This is a genomic window from Bacillus testis (assembly GCF_001243895.1).
GTDB lineage: Bacteria > Bacillota > Bacilli > Bacillales > DSM-1321 > Bacillus_AD > Bacillus_AD testis.
Map to the genome: position 1 here is coordinate 3,573,620 of NZ_LN851186.1, position 16,851 is coordinate 3,590,470.

General features: G+C 42.3%; 16 protein-coding genes and 1 other RNA gene. 4 read left to right on the plus strand and 13 right to left on the minus strand.

The window, feature by feature from the left end; all coding sequences use genetic code 11:
* Positions 1-602: 602 nt before the first annotated feature.
* The 9 genes from BN1765_RS17780 to secG form a co-directional block, all read right to left on the minus strand.
* Complete coding sequence (locus BN1765_RS17780; RefSeq protein ID WP_050616366.1) at positions 603-1,460, minus strand: C39 family peptidase; 858 nt, start codon at positions 1,458-1,460, stop codon at positions 603-605.
* A 517-nt stretch (positions 1,461-1,977) separates the two neighbouring features.
* On the minus strand, positions 1,978-2,943 hold the full coding sequence (locus BN1765_RS17785) for a S8 family peptidase (protein ID WP_050616367.1): 966 nt from the start codon (positions 2,941-2,943) through the stop codon (positions 1,978-1,980).
* Positions 2,944-3,246: 303 nt separating this feature from the next.
* Positions 3,247-3,608, minus strand: a transfer-messenger RNA (tmRNA) gene (gene ssrA / locus BN1765_RS19385).
* 195 nt (positions 3,609-3,803) lie between these two features.
* Positions 3,804-4,271 carry an SsrA-binding protein SmpB gene (gene smpB, locus BN1765_RS17790; RefSeq protein ID WP_050616368.1) on the minus strand — a complete coding sequence of 156 codons (468 nt, stop codon included), beginning with the start codon at positions 4,269-4,271 and terminating at the stop codon, positions 3,804-3,806.
* A 145-nt stretch (positions 4,272-4,416) separates the two neighbouring features.
* Positions 4,417-6,807: a ribonuclease R gene (gene rnr / locus BN1765_RS17795; RefSeq protein WP_050616369.1), complete on the minus strand. Its 2,391-nt coding sequence runs from the start codon at positions 6,805-6,807 to the stop codon at positions 4,417-4,419.
* Positions 6,808-6,840: 33 nt separating this feature from the next.
* A complete protein-coding gene (locus BN1765_RS17800) occupies positions 6,841-7,581 on the minus strand; it encodes an alpha/beta hydrolase (RefSeq protein WP_050616370.1) in 741 nt (246 codons plus the stop codon).
* A 118-nt stretch (positions 7,582-7,699) separates the two neighbouring features.
* Positions 7,700-8,392: a response regulator transcription factor gene (locus BN1765_RS17805; protein WP_050616371.1), complete on the minus strand. Its 693-nt coding sequence runs from the start codon at positions 8,390-8,392 to the stop codon at positions 7,700-7,702.
* Positions 8,393-8,511: 119 nt separating this feature from the next.
* A complete protein-coding gene (locus BN1765_RS17810; RefSeq protein ID WP_050616372.1) occupies positions 8,512-9,471 on the minus strand; it encodes a c-type cytochrome in 960 nt (319 codons plus the stop codon).
* 400 nt (positions 9,472-9,871) lie between these two features.
* The gene (secG, locus tag BN1765_RS17815) at positions 9,872-10,105 is read right to left on the minus strand and encodes a preprotein translocase subunit SecG (RefSeq protein WP_050616373.1); all 234 of its coding nucleotides are present in this window, start codon (positions 10,103-10,105) and stop codon (positions 9,872-9,874) included.
* Positions 10,106-10,301: 196 nt separating this feature from the next.
* Here secG and BN1765_RS17820 point away from each other — a divergent pair, with 196 nt between their 5' ends.
* The gene (locus BN1765_RS17820; protein ID WP_050616374.1) at positions 10,302-10,847 is read left to right on the plus strand and encodes a hypothetical protein; all 546 of its coding nucleotides are present in this window, start codon (positions 10,302-10,304) and stop codon (positions 10,845-10,847) included.
* 79 nt (positions 10,848-10,926) lie between these two features.
* Here BN1765_RS17820 and BN1765_RS17825 read toward each other — a convergent pair whose 3' ends face one another.
* Entirely contained in the window at positions 10,927-11,184 is a 258-nt protein-coding gene (locus BN1765_RS17825; protein WP_050616375.1) for a DUF2164 domain-containing protein, read from the minus strand.
* A 447-nt stretch (positions 11,185-11,631) separates the two neighbouring features.
* On the opposite strand from BN1765_RS17825, the gene BN1765_RS17830 reads away from it, so the two are divergent.
* The gene (locus tag BN1765_RS17830; protein WP_050616376.1) at positions 11,632-12,351 is read left to right on the plus strand and encodes a YebC/PmpR family DNA-binding transcriptional regulator; all 720 of its coding nucleotides are present in this window, start codon (positions 11,632-11,634) and stop codon (positions 12,349-12,351) included.
* Between the two features lie 534 nt (positions 12,352-12,885).
* Positions 12,886-13,392 carry a DinB family protein gene (locus BN1765_RS17835; protein WP_050616377.1) on the plus strand — a complete coding sequence of 169 codons (507 nt, stop codon included), beginning with the start codon at positions 12,886-12,888 and terminating at the stop codon, positions 13,390-13,392.
* A gap of 112 nt (positions 13,393-13,504) precedes the next feature.
* Here BN1765_RS17835 and BN1765_RS17840 read toward each other — a convergent pair whose 3' ends face one another.
* Complete coding sequence (locus BN1765_RS17840) at positions 13,505-14,287, minus strand: HAD family hydrolase (protein WP_050616378.1); 783 nt, start codon at positions 14,285-14,287, stop codon at positions 13,505-13,507.
* Positions 14,288-14,812: 525 nt separating this feature from the next.
* Here BN1765_RS17840 and manA point away from each other — a divergent pair.
* Complete coding sequence (manA, locus tag BN1765_RS17845) at positions 14,813-15,754, plus strand: mannose-6-phosphate isomerase, class I (RefSeq protein WP_050616379.1); 942 nt, start codon at positions 14,813-14,815, stop codon at positions 15,752-15,754.
* A 75-nt stretch (positions 15,755-15,829) separates the two neighbouring features.
* On the opposite strand, the gene BN1765_RS17850 is transcribed toward manA, so the two are convergent.
* Positions 15,830-16,180, minus strand: a complete 351-nt coding sequence (locus BN1765_RS17850) for a hypothetical protein (RefSeq protein ID WP_050616380.1) — start codon at positions 16,178-16,180, stop codon at positions 15,830-15,832.
* 151 nt (positions 16,181-16,331) lie between these two features.
* The gene (locus BN1765_RS17855) at positions 16,332-16,766 is read right to left on the minus strand and encodes a hypothetical protein (protein ID WP_069203048.1); all 435 of its coding nucleotides are present in this window, start codon (positions 16,764-16,766) and stop codon (positions 16,332-16,334) included.
* Between the last annotated feature and the right edge of the window lie 85 nt (positions 16,767-16,851).

The window sequence follows — 16,851 nt, forward strand, 5'->3', positions numbered from 1 at the left end:
GATCAATGAAATGCTGGCGGTTGAAAATTTGTCCTTCGATAAGAACTTTTTCACTGTAATGATCCTCCTCTACAACAGAAATTGAATCGGTGGTTTCTTTATGAGATGCCATGAAATCGCCACGGCAAGTTGGCTATCTTTCTATCTATATACACCATAGGATAAGAGATTAATACGCTGCGATGAAAAAATCAAATAGAAAAATAAGCTAAACAAGGCAACATTTTTGTATTCATCCATCATCCATCACGTGCCGGTTCATTTACTGTGATCCCCGGCATCTTCTTACTCAGTGCATGCCTTTCTTCTTCTATTGTCACTAACTTCTATCACTTTAACAGAAATGCAGGAAAGCCTCAATGGATGAAACAAACATAGCAATAATTAGAAAAGACAGCCACAATAAGAGCATGCCCGCATCATTCGCCCATGATAGCCTTCATTCTAACAGACAAAGTTTAAGAATTTCTTAAGTTTCTTTTAAAAAGGTAAGAAATAAAAGGTCTCTATTATTTCCCCATTCCGCACTAGTTGTCCGCCAAATGAAATGTGAGCGATGCAGCCATAAAAAAAGCGCCTTACTGATAAGGCACTTTTTGCATTTATTTATTTTTTGGCGTTGCCACAATCCATTGCTGGTTGCTTTGCGATTCAGGCATTACACGGTCGTCATGCCACATATAGAAGAATCGTTCCATATTGAATGTGTAATAACCATCCTGTTTATGGTCAGAAGTATCGTATGGGTCAGCAAGGATCAACACGTCATCTCCTATGAAATCAGGAGTACCCATATTGTCATAGCCGATGACTACCTGCCAATGTGCTCCCCAGTCGGACCATTCCACCATAACCGGTGTTTTTTGCTTTAAATTGTGTAGGACAAATGTTTTGAATTCATCCGGCGAAGCAAAAGTTGTACCATCACTTTTCTGTGTATCAAGGCTAGATTTTACATTCCAGCCGATTTGCTTAAAGAAGGATACCATGCGGTCGGTGCTTGTGCCCCATTCCCCGCGTTCATTGGCCACACCTTTTTCAGCTGTATTGTCTCCATCTATGTCAACATGAGATTTCATCATCTTAGCGATTTGCAACTCATCATATTTCTTTACATTATTATGGTTCAGTACCATCAGAGCAGATGCTGGTCCGCAAGAATACTCCTTTGTCTGCTGATACGTTTTAAATTTCTCAAGGATCATACGGCTCTTCGTCGATTTGGCATTGTAATAATCCACCGTAGAGAAGTATGGAGAATTTTTATGATTTCCCTTTAAGGCATATCCCGCTGCCCCTTCTGTCAGATTATACCCCTTTGGATAAGGAATCACTCTTTCTTCCTTAGCCTTATGCTCCGTCTTAGCCTTCGTTTTAGCATCGGCTTTATCGTAAGCAATCGCTCCAATTGTTCCTGCAAGCAACACTGATGATAATAAAATTGAGAACGTTTTTTTCAATCTTCAAAATCCCCCTTTTGTATGTTAAAAACCAGAATTAAAATATAGTATATTCTTTCTTATTTGTAAATAAAAATGATTTAGTTTCTTTTCTTGTCTATATTGTTACGATTTGGCAACAGAAGATGCATTTGCTTGAAAAATAGGGAATAAAAGGATAATATAATTAAAAAGCAGAAATAGCCAAGGAGCGGCTTCTCCTTGACTATCCCGGCTTCTTATTCTTAGGGGCTTATGCTTTTCCAATCAAGTGCCACCTTTCCGTCTTTTTCGGCTACGGGTGGTCTTGCTTTTGTTTGTTTTCTTGGTGTTTGCTATGCGATACGCAATAGCAGAGGCAAGAGTCGTGAAAAAAACCATTATGGAACTCTCTAAAATGGATTGGAGGTATTGCATGGATATGTCACCTCCTTTTTTCTAAACTAGAAAAAACGGGAACATACCACCCAGCGCCGTCGCATGCCTTTTATTTTCTGTACCCCTGTTACTTTAAAGTGTAGCCAAAGTTCAACTTGTCTCATTCAGCCTTTACATACAGACCGTCTATTTTTTCTGTTGCCAGCTGTTCCAGATAACGGTCTACGGATAAATATAATAGACCATTCCCTATAAGCCTTGGTGAATAGCCCAGGGGAATGGTCCTTTTAATAAGCTGTGCATATAGCTCTGCTTCAGTCAATTGTCTGCCAAAGCTTTCATTCGCATACTGCTTCAACAGTGCCAAAGCACCGGAAACATGCGGGGTAGCCATGGAAGTCCCGCTCAGGGTCGCATATTTCCCGTTTAAATAAGTCGAACGGATTTTTTCGCCGGGTGCGACAAGGTCAAGCTCATTATTGGAGTTGCTGAACCTTGATGAACGTCTGTCAAAATCGACAGCACCGACTGAAATAACCTCGTTATAGCAGCCAGGATAGTCGAGTTCTTCCGTCTCTGGATCTCCATCTCCTCCGTTTCCAGCTGCACATACCACAAGGATTCCTTGGTCCACCGCTTCTTTGATTGCTTGATGAAGTTCAGGCATGTCTTCTGGCCCTCCCAGGCTCATTGAAATAATATCCGCCCTTTGTTCCACTGCATATTGGATGCCTTGAATGACGGAATCGTATGTGCCGGAACCATTTTTATCAAGCACTTTCACAATAAGCAAGCTTGCTTCCGGCGCTACCCCGACGACACCAGTGCCATTCTCTGTGGCTGCGACCGTCCCGGCAACATGCGTACCGTGGCCATTATAGTCCTTAAATAAATCAGCCCTGCCTGAGTCATCATCTGTAAAATTCCTTCCACCAATAATACGGTCTTTCAGGTCGGGATGTTCCAAATCACAACCTGTATCCAAAATAGCGACAACCATTCCCTTTCCTTTTGATTTCTCCCAAAAATAGGGCGTCTGAATAAGTTCTAGCCCTTCTGGTACCTCCGATATTGCCATGACTACTTCTTCTACCTGATGCGGAAATAAACGTACAGATTTCTTCATTTCCTTTCCCTCCTGTCAGGTTTTTATTAGCCAAAACAAGGTGTTAGTTGAATTTTAACAATTTTCAGTTAATTATAATAGGTACTTTCGTATTATATTCAAGGACATTAGTCATGCAAGTTTCGACATTAAAAAAGAGAAAAATGTATGATAGTCGCTACTTATTGTAAGAAAACAGACCGGTTCCATCCTTTTTAGCAAAAATCACAAATAAAGGCGCTAGCCCCTTTAAAGGGCTAGCGCCTCTTTCTTTAGTGTTACCAAAGTGTTGCCACTTACCTCCACACCCTTGATATCACTGGGCTATGGAGACGGTGGGAGTCGAACCCACGTCCAGAAATATTGCCACTTAAGCTTCTACGAGTGTAGTCGATTTATTGGCATTTCGCCAATGCTTCGGCCAATCGACAGGCTTCCGCATCGCTAGTCTGATTGTTCTCTTCCTTCTTCCTCAGACGGTGGAATCCGGCGTAGCCCACTAAAGTTGAGTCCCTTACCCTACCACATGGGCGATGGAGGGAGGAACCGCATTAGACTGTTATTAAGCAGCTAGTGCGAAGTTGTTTTGTTGTTTGCCAGTTATAGGCTTTGACGTTTTAACGAGGCCGATCCCCTCGACTCGCAACTTAAGCTCAAACTACCCCTGTCGAATCCGTAACGTCCCCGTATAAGAAAAGGAACGAACGAAAGTGAATAGCGAGCTGTTGCAGCTCTTATTCAATTATCATTCTGTACAGACATTATAACATATAGGGGATGAATTGCAATTGTCAGTTCTTGCAGGAGCTGGAACCAACTAGCCGACATCCCATTTGCTGTTATAACTGCACTATACCCCGTATTACAGCCGCCTAAACATCTTACATCTTTTGGCGGTCGCGGAAAGCACGCTCGATATCACGCTTTGCTTCTTTGCGTTTAAGGTCTTCGCGCTTGTCGTATTGTTTCTTCCCTTTTCCAAGTCCGATCAATACTTTGGCAAACCCGTTCTTCAAATATACTTTCAATGGCACCAGTGTGTATCCTGATTCCTTTGTTTCTCCGATCAGTTTGCTGATTTCCCGCTTATGTAAAAGCAGCTTGCGCGGACGAAGCGGATCATGGTTATAGCGGTTTCCCTGCTCATATGGGGAGATGTGCATATTGTACAGATAGACTTCCCCGTTTTGGATGCGGGCGTGGGAATCCTTTAGATTCAGCCGGGCGTTACGTATAGACTTGATTTCAGTCCCTTGCAAAACGATGCCGGCTTCATATGTGTCCTCGATAAAATAATCATGATATGCTTTTTTATTCTGTGCTACTTGCTTTCCCATACCTTTAGCCATACAGCATTCCTCCAAACTCCAGTAACAGTTCTCTCTTTGTTGGTACTCCGTTTATGCCCGTTCTTTAAGGGCCTTGCAGGACAGGAGTACCGCCTCTCCCTTATCATAACGGAAGGAGAGCCTTCTTGGAAGGCTCTCGCTGCTATTAGCCTCGTTTGGACTTTTTCTTCCGCTTGCTTTTAGGGGCATTCTCGAAGAACTTCTTGCCGTTCTTTCCCTTGCCGTCTTTTTTCGGCTTTCCATTTGCTTTGCCGGAGCCGTTTTTCTTTCTTTTGTTCTTGCTATACGGACGGTCATCTTTGCCAGAAGAGTCGCCCGATCTGGAACGGGATGTGTTGCGGCCTCTGCTTCCCGCTTTGAAAACCTTTTGTTCACGGTTATCTCGGCGGCGGTTGCTCTTCATGCCTGCCACTTCAAAATCGATGGCCCGTTCATCTTTATTGACGTTAGTTACCTTGACGCGGATTTCGTCACCAATGCGGAATACCTTGGCTGTACGTTCGCCGATCATGGCCAGATGGCGTTCATCGAAACGATAATAATCGTCATTCATTGCCGACACATGGACAAGGCCCTCGATTGTATTCTCTAATTCAACGAACATACCGAAATTCGTGACAGAAGAAATAATGCCATCGTATTCTTCGCCCACTTTATCCAGCATGAACTCCGTTTTCTTCAGATCGTCTGTTTCACGTTCTGCATCGACTGCACGGCGTTCACGCTTAGAGGTATGGTCAGCGATTTCCGGCATCAACGCTGCCCATTTTTCTTTCGTTGCATTGTCTATTTTTCCTTCGATCAAATACGTCCGGATCAGGCGGTGGACAATCAGGTCCGGATAACGTCTGATCGGCGATGTAAAATGCGTGTAGAAATCCGTTGACAATCCAAAATGCCCGAGGCTTGCCGGATCATATTTGGCCTGTTGCATAGAACGCAGCATGACCGTGGAGATGACCATCTCTTCCGGTTTTCCTTCCACCGCTTCAATGATTTCCTGAAGGGCGCGCGGGTGGACGTCATTGGCCTTTCCTTTCACGACATAGCCGAAATTTGTAATGAACTCAAAGAAACGTTGAAGCTTTTCTTCTTTTGGATCTTCATGGATCCGGTAAAGGAATGGTACGTTCATCCAGTGGAAATGCTCAGCCACTGTTTCATTGGCAACAAGCATGAACTCCTCAATTAGCTTTTCAGCAACGGAGCGCTCGCGCAGCACGACGTCTGTCGGATGTCCTTCTTCGTCCACCAATACTTTTGATTCCTTAAAATCAAAGTCGATGGCCCCACGCTGCATTCTCTTATCGCGAAGGATTTGAGCAAGTTTTTCCATTTCTTCAAACATGGGAACTGTCTTTTCATAACGCTCGCGCAGCTCCTCATCCTGATCAACAAGAATCTTATTCACATCCGAATAGGTCATTCTTTCCGTTGTTTTAATGACGCTTTGGAAAATGTCGTGATTGACCACTTTACCGGAAGGGTCGATTTCCATTTCGCAGGAAAGGGTCAGGCGGTCTACTCGCGGATTCAATGAACAGATTCCATTTGATAAGCGATGGGGAATCATCGGGATAACGCGGTCTACTAAATAGACACTTGTCCCACGGTCATATGCTTCACGATCGATTGGGCTGCCTTCTGTCACATAATGGCTGACATCGGCAATATGAACGCCCAATTTGTAGTTGCCGTTATCCAAATGAGTAACGGTAACTGCATCATCCAGGTCTTTCGCATCTGCACCATCAATTGTGACAATGACTTGGTCACGTAAATCGCGGCGGTTTTCCAAATCCTGCTCGGATATCGTTTCAGGCGTTGCCTCCGCTTGCTTAAGCACGTCCTCTGGGAACTCCAATGGCAATCCATGGCTGTGGATGACGGACAAAATATCGACACCCGGATCGTTTTTATGGCCGAGGATCTCAATGACTTCCCCTTCGGCGCTCGCCCGTCCCTCTGGATAAGCAGTTAAATGAACAACCACTTTATGGCCGTCAACCGCTCCCATTCTTGCAGACTTTGGAATGAAAATATCGTTGACTACCTTCTTATCATCAGGAATGACAAAGCCAAAATGTTTGCTTTCCACATAAGTCCCTACCAATTGGGTCAACCCATGCTCGATGATTTTTTCAACTGCCCCTTCTCTGCGGGACCCTGAGCTTTCAGAGGAAATGCGCACCAAAACAAGATCCCCATGCATCGCATTCTTTGTTTCATGCGGCGGGATAAAAATATCATCCATACCCGGCTCTTCGGGTGTAACGAAAGCAAAGCCTTTTGCATGCGCAATCAACTTGCCCCGCACTAAATTCATTTTTTCAGGCAAACCGTAGCGGTTGCTTCTTGTGCGGACAACTTGGCCCTTTTCTTCCATTTTGACTAGTGCTTTGACGAAGCTTTTGAAATCGTCCGATTCTTCAATATCCAACTCTTTTTCTAATTCTTGTACAGTCATCGGTTTGTACGATTCTTCTTTCATGAATTGCAGCAACCGATCATAGTAATATCGAATATTCTCTTCCATTAATATAACAACCTCCCTATTCAAGGGTAAAAGCTATTCCTTCCAGTCTAATTGCTCTAGGAAATTAAACACATCGCTATGGAGCTGTTCTTTTTCTTTATCAAGCGTAATAACATGTCCAGATTCTTCATACCATTTGATTTCTTTTTTATTGCTATTTACTTCATTATATATGATATTTGCGCTGTCTGTGTTAATCACATTGTCCTTAGCTCCTTGTACCACGAATGTTGGAACGGTGATCTCAGGAACGGATTCCCGGACGGAAGCGATTAGATTCTGCAAAGCCTCCAGTGTATCCATCGGCGCAAACTTCATCATCTCTTGCTCAATCTGTTCAGGCGTCTTTCCTTCACGTTTCTTATACTCGCGGGCGTAAGCAAGGACTCCTTCGTACATCTTCTCCTTACTTTTGAAAGACATAGGCGCACACATTGGTATAATTCCCTTAATAGGTACAGTGTAACCTAATTTTAAAGAAAATACGCCCCCAAGCGATAATCCGGCCACTGCAATTTCATTATGGCCCATCCGCTTCAAGTGATCATAGCCCATCAAGACATCTTTCCACCAGTCTTTCGGCCCAGTGCTAACCAATTCCTCCGGAGGAACGCCGTGGCCCTTATAATGCGGGGCATGGCTCGTATACCCTCTGTCCTGAAGATATCTTCCAAGCATCCGTACATCAGATGAATTGCCCGTGAATCCATGCAATAATAAAACCGCTCTCTTTCCGCCTTCAAAAGTGAACGGCTCAGGTTTTTTAATCTTCATTCTCCATTACTCTCCCTCATCCTGTGCGTTATTCAAGTTGCAAACAGTAAGTATTCGTACGTATCTTCTTATTTAAACAAACTTCCTCTGATTATGCTATGGAAAAGGAATGATCACATTAGCCGAGGAAACGATACCCCAATCCCCGGACCGTTTCAATAAATGTATAATCGCTATGCCGGCCAATCTTGTTCCTTAAATGAGTGACATGTACATCGACTGTTCGATCGCTTACTTGTTTTTCGCCATTTTCATACATTTTATTGATAATCTGCTCCCTAGATAGGATTTGGTTCGCATGCTGCATCAGATAAAGCAATAATTTATATTCAAACAGCGTCAAATCAAGAATGTTGTCCTCATAGCGAACTTCCCTTTTAATCGGCTTGATCGTCAGTCCGCGAAAACTGATTTTACTGCATCTATTCGCAGTCCGCCTAAGAATGGTTTCCACCCTGGCCACTAACTCGCCGAGACTGAATGGTTTAGGCAAAAAATCATCGGCTCCTTGCCGGAGACCCTTGATTCGGCTTTCTTCACAGCTATCTGCGCTCACAATCATGATCGGCACATTACTGTTCAGCTCCGAGCGCATCCACTGGCATAGACTGTTTCCATCTTCATCAGGCAGAATGAGATCAAGTATAACAAAACAGGGATCATACTTCAGATAATGCCTGCGGGCTGACTTGCTATCCTCCGCCTCCATTACTTCAAATCCGGCCTTTTCCAAATGGACTTTCATCAGATTGCGTACTTGGCTGTCATCCTCGACAATCAGGATGCTTTTCCCCCGTAGATGGTCATTCATCAGACTCCCCCCTTACAAAAAACTGGCTATTCGATTAGCACTAGCATATCACAGGCGACACATTCAAACATCCTAGAAAAATTGAAAAAGGAATGCCGAGACAGCATCCCTTTTGGGTTTCATTTTTTCTTTTGAGCCAATGTTTCGTAGGCGGCATCATCCGGCGCATCACCTTTTGGCCAATCGTATATTTTATCCAGGAAATCCGGTCTTGCCTGAGCATTAATATAGGCAGCCACGTCAAGCGCTTCCTGACGCGTCAAGGTCCCCGGTTCGATACCGCCGGTTGCAGCCTTCGGCATAAAGTCCTTGATAAATGCAGCAGCTGTTCTGATTCTGCCCATTCCGGCGCCGATATTATAGGAGTTATCCCCAAACACGGCAAGACCATTATTGTTGCCTTCCCCATTTTCGCCATGGCAAGTGATGCAGGCTTTTTGGTAGATGTCCCTTCCTCTGTCTGTATTCACTTGCGTAATATCTCCATCGATTTTATCCAATGCTGCCCATGGTCTTTCTTTGATGCCTGTCGGAACATTTGATGAGATGTAATCTAAATAAGCAACCATCGCCTTCATTTCAGAGCCGTCTTTTAACAATGGCTTTCCATTCATGCTGCGGCGGAAGCAGCCATTTATCCGATCTTCAATGCTGACTTCTTTTCCTGCTCTGGCATTATACGCAGGATAAGTCTTCGTAATGCCGATTAAATCCAATTCAGGACCATTGCCGCCGTTGGCATGGCAACTGGTGCACGATAGCGAATTTCCCACATATCCATCTAGCGTGGTCGCTGTTTCTGACAAATATTTATAGCCATGCTTGATTTGCTCGCCCTTCTCCCCTGCTGGCACATCGTCCAAACTCGGAGGCATAAAATCCTTAAACTTCGCCTCCACGATATCTGCCGTACTGGCGGCCGTCGCTTTTGTCTTGATAGGCATATTCTCCCCAGATGAAACAGTCGTTTTTCTGCTTGGCCCTCCGTCAGGCACGTGGATGAACATAATCATGATAGCAAAGCCCAAAATGATAGTGCCGGCTATTGAAACAATCGAATACAGGACATTTTTATTCATACATCCCACCCCTTTTTACAAACAATGTCTATATCATTCAACATAGAAGGAGTTTGTTAAGAAATGATTAAGAGCTGGATACCTTCACAAAGTAGACATAGAGATATGAATTTTTCATAACAACCGGCTCTTTCATTCACACTAAAAAAGAAGCCTAATTTCAGAGGCTTCTTTACTCGATCTTTATTCCTTTTTCCCGGCCAAGATTTCAGGCAGCATTATCTTTTGGCCATCATAGATTTTATCCAGAAAATGCGGTCTAGGTTGGGCAACATCCTATACTTCTTGTTCCGACAACGAACCCCTTTATAGTCTCCAAAAGAAACAAATAGGGAAAAAACAAAGCATCTCCTACCTAAGAACATAAAAAAACCAGCTTCCGCTGGCTTTCGACCCGATCTTACAAATTCAAATAAGATAGTCCTATCGTAAGCGCAAAAAACAACACAGACAATACAATTGTAATTCTGTGAAGAACCAAATCGATACCGCGCGCTTTTTGTTTACCGAATAATTGCTCCGCGCCGCCGGAAATTGCTCCGGAAAGCCCCGCACTCTTACCAGATTGAAGTATAACAACCACTATGAGCGCTATACTGACAATTACTAGAAGAACTGTGAGAAACGTATTCACGCAGTCCACCTCCTACATTAATGCAACATTATAAATAATGTACCATACCATTTCCAAATTCACAATCTATTTCGGCTCTGCCTGTTTTCTGAACTCTTACTATTCACTTTCTTTGTAACTTTTAAAAACCTTTGTGAGCGATCGATTTTTTATTGGATTGTTAGGGTATAATGTCTGTAGGAGAGGACGTGAAGATATGTATAGCGATATGATCAAAAAAATAGATATCATTATTTGTATAGCCGCAGCCGCTAGCGTCATCGCTTTATGGCTGAACACACATGCTTTTATAGAATCAATCATAATCATCATTGCCACGGTCACACTAGTTGCATCTAAATCTGTTTTTAACCGGACTCTTATCTTTGTCGCATATGCCTTCTCGAGTTTGCTTCTTGGGTTGCTCTTTTCCATGCTTGCTGAAACGATTACATTCAATTCGTTCATGCTGCCATCCAATTATCTATCTGTAGTATTGCTCGCTCTGTTAATCGGATTGATAGCGGCCTATGCCCGCCTGGAAAGCAGTATCCTGTCTGTCGTTTGGTTTACACTGTATGTCTTGATGATCATTGCATCCGCCATGCTGAAGGACATTTCCTTCCTGCACGCCTTCTGGTCCAAGGATGCCCAATTATATATGATGCAAAAATTCTATCCGTTTCTTTTGGCCAGTATGCTGATCGGAGTATTCATGGAGAAATACCAAATTGCCATGAAGAGGGACCGCCGAAGTGATTGACCATCTATTGGCCAATTTCAACCCCGATGCTACTGCAGTATCGGGGTTTAGCTTATCCTACAGAACAGGAATTTCTATTTTATCTATCCCTATATGGAACCGGTTGGACAAGGGCATATAAATCATCCTCCAACGAAATGACCTTCTGTTCTATTGTTTTCTGGGCATCGTGTATAGCTTGATTATAAATATGAGGCGATAGCTGCTTCATCATGAAATCCAGTAACTGTTCAGCAGCCAAATCCCCGATTTCTTCGTCTCTTTCCATATAAAAATAATGCTGGATTCTTTCAATCAGCTCTTTTTTTTCCTCTTTCGGAATTTTAATGGCAAGCATGGTCTGTCCTCCTCTGATTTGTTTTCATGATTTAAGCTCATTATATCAAGACTGGCATCTTTTTACTCTTCCTTTCGCGTCGATAAATAAGTATCGTTGGATTCATTCCATTGGCACTGAATCGATTCTATTAAGCTTTCCTATTTTTGAATTCCACCCACCATTTGAAACAGTGCTTCTAAAATGATGGACGTATTATTCCGTTGCATCCGTTTACATTCCTTAGGAGGCGGCAACATATTGGCAAGTAGGAATTTTTCACGGTAAGACTCGAAAACAGCCATGCAAATAAGGTATAATAGAGCGTATGCACAAGTCGGGCTATATAAAAGCCGCCGACTATACACTTTACTAAAATGCACTACCTATATTTATTTTTCCAAGAGGGCGGGAGCTATTTCCTGATCCCTTTTATACAGAATTCTTCTTGAAAGCGAGTGGAACAATATGGGCCGTAAATGGAACAATATTAAAGAGAAAAAAGCATCAAAAGATGCTAATACTAGCCGTATTTATGCCAAATTTGGCCGTGAAATCTACGTGGCTGCCAAACAAGGTGAACCTGATCCGGAATTGAATCAGTCATTAAAATTCGTCCTTGAACGCGCCAAAACATATAATGTACCAAAAGCCATCGTTGACCGCGCTATCGAAAAAGCAAAAGGCGGTTCAGATGAAAACTATGATGAACTTCGCTATGAAGGCTTCGGGCCAAACGGATCAATGGTCATCGTTGACGCATTGACAAACAATGTAAACCGCACAGCTTCCGATGTCCGCGCTGCTTTCGGCAAAAATGGCGGGAACATGGGCGTGAGCGGATCTGTTGCCTATATGTTCGATGCAACGGCCGTTATCGGAATCGAAGGAAAAACAGCTGATGAAGTATTGGAACTGTTGATGGAAGCCGATCTTGACGTCCGCGATATCATTGAAGAAGATGATGCAATCATCGTATACGCGGAGCCAGACCAATTCCACGCTGTCCAACAAGCATTCAAAGACGCTGGCGTTACAGAATTCACAGTAGCTGAATTAACAATGCTTCCTCAGAATGAAATGACGCTTCCTGAAGACGCGCAGGCACAATTCGAAAAAATGGTTGATGCCCTTGAAGACCTTGAAGATGTTCAGCAAGTGTACCACAATGTGGATCTAGGTGAATAAGCACCACAATAACGAAGAGCCATTCTGATATCGGAACGGCTCTTCTTTTATTTATTCAGGTTAATCCGGATCCACAAAATTCCCTCATTTTAAATGATCAATTTCTGTTAAATTGCGCACGTTTTTAAACCATTCCATATTCCTAGCAAATAACTCCGAACATTTAAATTCAATATTCTTAGTCCGCTTCCCTTAAATACACCTAAGAGCTCCACAATAAACGGGAGTACTATTTGAAGAGTCTTGATAACCGCTAATATAAGGACGCATCTCGTAACGGTAATCATCCGCCAATGAATCGAAATATTTTCTAGTTACAATTTCTTTTACTTGTTTATACGTAAAGCGATCCAGATCCCAACGCATTATGAACGAGCCATCCGACCGTGTAACTAACCTTTTTATATAGCATCTGTCATAACACCTCACTCGCAGTTTTCTCGTAATTCTGTTCCTTTAGAATACTATACAGTAAAGGGATTTATTGCCGCGATAGAGAATATAATACCAACCAAAACAAAAGGAGATGCCTAGATGAAACAACCCCAGGAAATCGTAGATGAATTTGCCCAATCCATCCTTTGGGTGGAAAATGTAAAAACGTTGGATCAAGCCCATTTTCTTCAGCCGATTGCAGATGAAAAATGGTCCTGCGCCCAAATAGTAGCCCACATCATGCTATGGGATGAATATGTGGCCAATGAAATTCTTCCTCAGATGAAACAGGATGCAGATGTCCGCAGCAAATCCATTCAGGAAGTGAATGACATAGCTACTGACTATGGCCATTCCGGCATAACCGCCGAAGAATTGATTAAGCAAACAATGGAATGCAGAAAAAAACTAATTGCTTCCCTTCGCCGCAAGCCAGACCCAGCTTTTTTCGAAACATTTACATTGGATGGCGAAGCAATTGATGAATATAGCGGCCAACCCCACACCCTTTATGGCTATCTATGTTCGTTCATTTGGCATGACGGCCATCACAAACAGCAAGTCGAATCTTTCCTATCTTCAGAAATGGGCATGCAATCTTTCTAAAAAAGCGATTCCCTGCTTAGGAATCGCTTTTGGCTATCTTTGTTTCTCTTCTGCCTAAACTGCCTTCTTTCGTTTCTGCACTGGTTACAAGAACGAACATTCAGTATACCTTTTACATTCTTTCCAAAAGAGGATACAATTCCTCGAGATGCTTGATTTCATAGGTTGGTTCTACCTCGGTCCGTTCTTTGCGATGGCGGTTGACCCATACATTTCGGATTCCGGCCCGATTGGAGCCCAAAATATCAGTCATCAGATTATCGCCGACCATAAGAGCTTCATCTTTCCCAACACCTATTTGTTCCAGTGCATATTCAAAGATGGAAGAGTCCGGTTTTCCTTTTCCAAAATCACCAGAAATAATGATTTCATCGAAATATGGAGCAATCTCCGGCGTAATCGACAATTTGGTTTTTTGCAGCTCCGGCGACCCGTTTGTCAGCAGCACCAACTTATACTTTCCTTTCAAGGCTTCAAGGACGCGCAGGCTTTCTTCATACAGATACGGGTTCTTTTTTCTCTCGGCCGGAAACCGTTCAGCCAACTCCCTCCCCAGTTCTTCATCCTCAATGCCCAATGCCAATAATCCATGCGTCCAGGCATCTCTTCGATAGCCAGGCGCTAATTCCTTCATCTTCGGAAATTCCAGATGGCCATCGCCAAAATCCCCCCATAATCCCTCGAAAGGATTTATGCCAATCATTTGAGTGAATTCATATGTATCATAAGAAGCATATAGCTTCCTTGCTTCTTTTCTTACAGTTTCCTCCAAAGCGCTGCTTGAAATGTCATACTTGGCTGCCGCATAACTGCATGTAGCTTTGAATGCTTCACTTACGCTCTTTTGATCCCACAGTAATGTATCGTCCAAATCAAACAATACTGCCTTTAACATACTTTTCACTCTCCCTTGCTTCTATCAATATACTAATCATAAACAGCTAAAATCAGAAAATACAGGTATATCGGAAATATTATACAAAAACATACCCCTTGTAAGTTCATTTTTAAAATAAAATAGAATGAATTATTGTTATAAAATTTATATAAATATAATATATAATAATTAATATACTTATTTGAATTTATATATAATTGTATACGACAGTGACCAATCCATGTTGAAGGAGACATATTCAGAAATAAAAGACAGCAAGAGATATGAATGATTTTATAAACGGCGACAGACCAGTTGTTTTAGTCAATCACTTTACTGAAAAAGTTGTTGATCCACATTTGTACTTCTTCTCCTTTTCATTCTTTTTAAGAAGTCTTAGGGCCATTTGGAACGGGAAAAATCGTCCAACGTGGAGGTCTGGCCACCAGGTTTATAGTTTCTAGAGATAGACTTCCATCATTTTGTATAAGTCTATAAATCATACAATTCATAGAAAATATACTTCAGGGAGTGGAAAAAACAATGGAACCATTATTTTTTGAACCCGTACTTCAAGAACGAATTTGGGGAGGATCAAAATTAGCCGCATTCGGATATGAACTTCCATCCAATCGAACAGGTGAATGCTGGGCTTTTTCCGCTCATCCAAACGGGCCGAGCATTGTAAAGAATGGTTCTTATAAAGGATTATCATTAGCGGATTTATGGAAAGATCATCGAGAATTATTCGGCCATTTAAAAGGCGAAACATTTCCGCTATTGACAAAAATATTGGATGCTAATGATGATCTATCTGTACAGGTACATCCTGATGATGCTTATGCCAAAGAACACGAAAATGGCGAACTGGGGAAAACAGAGTGTTGGTATATCATCGATTGTGAAGAAGGCGCCGAATTGATTTTCGGACATAATGCTCAAACGAAAGAAGAATTAGTGAAAATGATCGATGAGGGCAACTGGGACGGATTGCTTCGTGTTGTCAAAATCAAAAAAGGGGACTTTTTCTATGTACCAAGCGGTACCGTGCATGCACTTTGCAAGGGGACATTGGTGTTAGAAACACAGCAAAATTCCGATACCACATACCGCCTCTATGATTATAATCGCAAAGATGCTGCCGGAAATGAAAGAGGATTGCATTTGGACAAATCGAAGGATGTCATCACCGTTCCTTTCACACCGGCACACTTATCATATGAAAAAAAACAAATAGAAGATGCAGCCATCACCACTTTTGTGAACAATGAATTCTTCTCTGTAGCTAAATGGGAAATCAAAGGACAGGCATCCTTTAAACAAACAAATCCATTTTTACTTTGCAGCATGATTGAAGGTGAAGGAACACTTTGCCATAATGGCCAGGAATATAACATAAAGAAAGGAGACCATTTCTTATTGCCGGCTGATTTTGGTCCTTTCACTCTAAAAGGAGAGATTGAATTAATTGTCTCCCACGTATAAATAACCTAATTGCTTAAGCTAAAATCAAAAAGGAATTTCATAAGCATAATTAAACCATTGCCTATTCGCAATGGCTTAATTATGCTTTGCTTGTTTGATTCTTTGTTTCAGTTCCTGATGCGCTTTCTCCCTAGCCTCCTTGATGTGTTTCTTCTTAGCTTCACGCTTTGCTTTACTGATTGCACCTTTCTTCTTGTTCGCTTGTTGTATTTCTTTTCGTCTTGCTGCTTCCAGTTCCTCTATGGCTTTGCGTTTTTTCTCTTCCTCTTTCCTTGCTTTCTCCTCTGCTTCTCTTTCTTTTCGGTGCGATAAGGCATAGGCAATGTCATCTACGGAATCGTGTTCCAGCCTCCAGCCGCTTTTCGTTCTCACCCATAGTTCACCGTCACTTGCAAAGCTTTCTAGTATTTTCTCATCTTCCGGCATACTTAATCACCCCATTCTTTTGTTCCCGTTCTATCAACCTTTTAGGCCAAGAAAAAGCTTCCTGCCTTGGAGGAAAGAAGGATGCCTTTTCTGAAAAATAGGGATTGAATAAATATAGTCAGGGGTGCCAAAAAGTTGGGTATTTAGCAGACTATAATCTTACCGGCCCTTTTATACTCTCATACGCAGTCTTAGCCATTTGAAAATAATTCTCCTTATTTTTTTGAAATTCTATTATTTGATTTACAAACCCCCGATACGTTTCTGGAGCAGCCGCGAGCATTTTATTCAACCCAACTCTAGTAGCTGCATCCATCTTCTGTGCTTCACGAATACAATATTCGATTACATTCCAGAGAGTAGGGGCATTGTCTCCCTGTAAGATTCTGTACCCTGTTCCCACTGCAGTAACTCGATGGTACGAAGCTGGAACCAGCGAACCATGCGTTTCCTCTAATCCATTTAACTGGGCTGTTTCCGGAAAATAACGAAGTTGCGATGCCATGGAACAAACCATTTCTTCTGCATATAAGCTATTGGCTAATGCATCTACCATTTGACGAACTGTATCCGTTTGTCTCAACATAATCCCTCCACACATACTTAATCAATATTCGATATCATATGGCTGTTTGCCTATAAAGGTGAGAATACGAAAAAAAACCACCCTC

Excerpts from the sequence above, each read along its gene's own strand:
- BN1765_RS17785 (WP_050616367.1), bottom strand. The coding sequence starts at position 2,943 with ATGAAGAAATCTGTACGTTTATTTCCGCATCAGGTAGAAGAAGTAGTC.
- smpB (WP_050616368.1), bottom strand. The coding sequence starts at position 4,271 with ATGGCTAAAGGTATGGGAAAGCAAGTAGCACAGAATAAAAAAGCATAT.
- rnr (WP_050616369.1), bottom strand. The coding sequence starts at position 6,807 with ATGGAAGAGAATATTCGATATTACTATGATCGGTTGCTGCAATTCATG.
- BN1765_RS17800 (WP_050616370.1), bottom strand. The coding sequence starts at position 7,581 with ATGAAGATTAAAAAACCTGAGCCGTTCACTTTTGAAGGCGGAAAGAGA.
- BN1765_RS17805 (WP_050616371.1), bottom strand. The coding sequence starts at position 8,392 with ATGAATGACCATCTACGGGGGAAAAGCATCCTGATTGTCGAGGATGAC.
- BN1765_RS17810 (WP_050616372.1), bottom strand. The coding sequence starts at position 9,471 with ATGAATAAAAATGTCCTGTATTCGATTGTTTCAATAGCCGGCACTATC.
- BN1765_RS17820 (WP_050616374.1), top strand. The coding sequence starts at position 10,302 with ATGTATAGCGATATGATCAAAAAAATAGATATCATTATTTGTATAGCC.
- BN1765_RS17825 (WP_050616375.1), bottom strand. The coding sequence starts at position 11,184 with ATGCTTGCCATTAAAATTCCGAAAGAGGAAAAAAAAGAGCTGATTGAA.
- BN1765_RS17830 (WP_050616376.1), top strand. The coding sequence starts at position 11,632 with ATGGGCCGTAAATGGAACAATATTAAAGAGAAAAAAGCATCAAAAGAT.
- BN1765_RS17835 (WP_050616377.1), top strand. The coding sequence starts at position 12,886 with ATGAAACAACCCCAGGAAATCGTAGATGAATTTGCCCAATCCATCCTT.
- BN1765_RS17840 (WP_050616378.1), bottom strand. The coding sequence starts at position 14,287 with ATGTTAAAGGCAGTATTGTTTGATTTGGACGATACATTACTGTGGGAT.
- manA (WP_050616379.1), top strand. The coding sequence starts at position 14,813 with ATGGAACCATTATTTTTTGAACCCGTACTTCAAGAACGAATTTGGGGA.
- BN1765_RS17850 (WP_050616380.1), bottom strand. The coding sequence starts at position 16,180 with ATGCCGGAAGATGAGAAAATACTAGAAAGCTTTGCAAGTGACGGTGAA.
- BN1765_RS17855 (WP_069203048.1), bottom strand. The coding sequence starts at position 16,766 with ATGTTGAGACAAACGGATACAGTTCGTCAAATGGTAGATGCATTAGCC.